The organism is Streptomyces anandii JCM 4720 (assembly GCF_014650655.1).
Classification (GTDB): Bacteria; Actinomycetota; Actinomycetes; order Streptomycetales; family Streptomycetaceae; genus Streptomyces; species Streptomyces anandii.
The window spans coordinates 3036-4852 of the sequence record NZ_BMVJ01000032.1 but is presented as its reverse complement, the minus strand read 5'-3'; the positions used below and the strand labels follow the sequence as shown (position 1 = coordinate 4852).

Below are 1817 nucleotides of genomic sequence, written 5' to 3'. Positions count from 1 at the left end.
ATCCGCAGCATCCGCAGCGCGGCGGCGATCACGACCAGCGCGATGCCGAGGCAGAACCCGGCGGAGGACACCGCGTCAGTCAGCGCGATCACCACCGCCGCGAAGAGCAGGAACGAGGCGAGCAGCAACAGCAGCGCCGCCATGCCCACCCGCCACGGCCCCGGCCGGTACGGGCGCCGCCAGCGCTCACGGTCGTCGAAGGGCAGCGCGACGTCGTCCGCGGTGTCGAAGGCACGATCGGCCGTCAGGAAGGGCAGGGGCACGGCTGGTCCTCACTCAATCCATGCGTGGGCTGTGCCCGGTGAGGCTATCCGGCTGTGTCCCCGCTCACCACCCGTGGGGGTCCAAGGGGGGCACCCGGGGGATCAGTGCCCGTGGGAGGCCTGCTGTGTCTGCGCGGGGGTGTGGCTGATCGACAGGGCGGGCATCCCCAGAATCAGGGAACCCACGAGCGCCGCCACGATGGTCAGGCCCAGCAGCACACGCCCCGCCAGCTGACCGGCGGAGGCCCGCCGACGGGGCGGGGGAGCGACATTGCTGCGGAACCGGTCGGCTTCGGCGACGAAGGAGAACGGGACGGGCTCGCGCCGACGGGACATCGGGGCTACGGCTCCTTTCCGGGTGCTCGGAGTCTTCACGGGGCTCGAACGAATCGCTGTCATCAACACAGACGAGCGAGTGTCCCGAAAGGTGCCCGCTTTCGCCGAAATCACAGATCTTCACCGAAGATGTCGCCCCCCGGCACCGAACACCCCGATGTCACAGGCGGCCCGTAGAGTGGGCGCCGCCCCAGACGCGATGGAAGGAACCCTCCGAGCCGTGACCGACAGCACCGACACCCCCGCCGACGACCTGAAGCCCAGCTTCCGCAGCGACGTCACCGTCGAGCTGGTCAAGCACACCGCGTCGGACGCCGACGTGCTCTTCGCGGCCCGCGTCTCGACCGTCGGCGAGCAGTCCCTGGAGGAGCTGGACAAGGACCCGGAGCGCTCCAAGGGCCTGATCAACTACCTGATGCGGGACCGGCACGGCAGCCCCTTCGAGCACAACTCGATGACCTTCTTCGTCAGCGCCCCGATCTTCGTCTTCCGCGAGTTCATGCGGCACCGCGTCGGCTGGTCCTACAACGAGGAGTCCGGCCGTTACCGCGAGCTCCAGCCGGTCTTCTACGTCCCCGACGAGTCCCGCAAGCTCGTCCAGGAGGGCCGTCCCGGCAAGTACCGCTTCGTGGAGGGCACCCAGGCCCAGCAGGAGCTGGTCGGCCGCGTCATGGAGGACACCTACCGGGAGTCCTACCAGGCGTACCAGGAGATGCTGGCCGCCGGCGTCGCCCGCGAGGTCGCCCGCTCGGTCCTGCCGGTCGGCCTGTTCTCCTCGATGTACGCCACCTGCAACGCCCGCTCGCTGATGCACTTCCTCGGCCTGCGCACCCAGCACGAGCTGGCGAAGGTGCCCTCCTTCCCGCAGCGGGAGATCGAGATGGTCGGCGAGCGCATGGAGGCGGAGTGGGCCAGGCTCATGCCCCTCACCCACGCCGCCTTCAACGCCAACGGCCGGGTCGCCCCGTAGCGGCGCACCGCACCTCCCGCGGTCCGCGTCTGCCCAGGTACAGATGTACGCATCAGCCTCACGAAGTGTCCGTATTGCGGCATTTCTAGAAGTTCATCTAGCCTGATCAAACGGACCCGGCACTGCTTGAACCCCCGAGCAGGCAGTGCCGGGTTCCACCTCCGTCACGACCTGTCGCCCGCCCCCGGAGCCCGTCGTCACCGGCCCTAGGGCAGACCCCGCCTCGACCAACGAGTAGCGTGTTACCC

The 1817-nt window shown here is 69.1% G+C and carries 2 protein-coding genes and 1 pseudogene; 1 reads left to right on the top strand and 2 read right to left on the bottom strand.

Annotated features, from left to right (window positions below):
- Positions 1–263, bottom strand: a pseudogene (locus tag IE249_RS39245) (hypothetical protein); the annotation flags it as partial.
- A 102-nt stretch (positions 264–365) separates the two neighbouring features.
- Positions 366–599, bottom strand: a complete 234-nt coding sequence (locus IE249_RS32935) for a hypothetical protein (RefSeq protein WP_189710785.1) — start codon at positions 597–599, stop codon at positions 366–368.
- 199 nt (positions 600–798) lie between these two features.
- On the opposite strand from IE249_RS32935, the gene thyX reads away from it, so the two are divergent.
- Positions 799–1569, top strand: coding sequence for an FAD-dependent thymidylate synthase (gene thyX, locus IE249_RS32930; protein ID WP_189710783.1), 771 nt, complete (start codon positions 799–801; stop codon positions 1567–1569).
- Positions 1570–1817: the final 248 nt, after the last annotated feature.

Bases quoted from the DNA above. Each gene is read 5' to 3' on its own strand.
- IE249_RS32935 (WP_189710785.1), bottom strand. From the start codon at position 599: ATGTCCCGTCGGCGCGAGCCCGTCCCGTTCTCCTTCGTCGCCGAAGCC.
- thyX (WP_189710783.1), top strand. From the start codon at position 799: ATGGAAGGAACCCTCCGAGCCGTGACCGACAGCACCGACACCCCCGCC.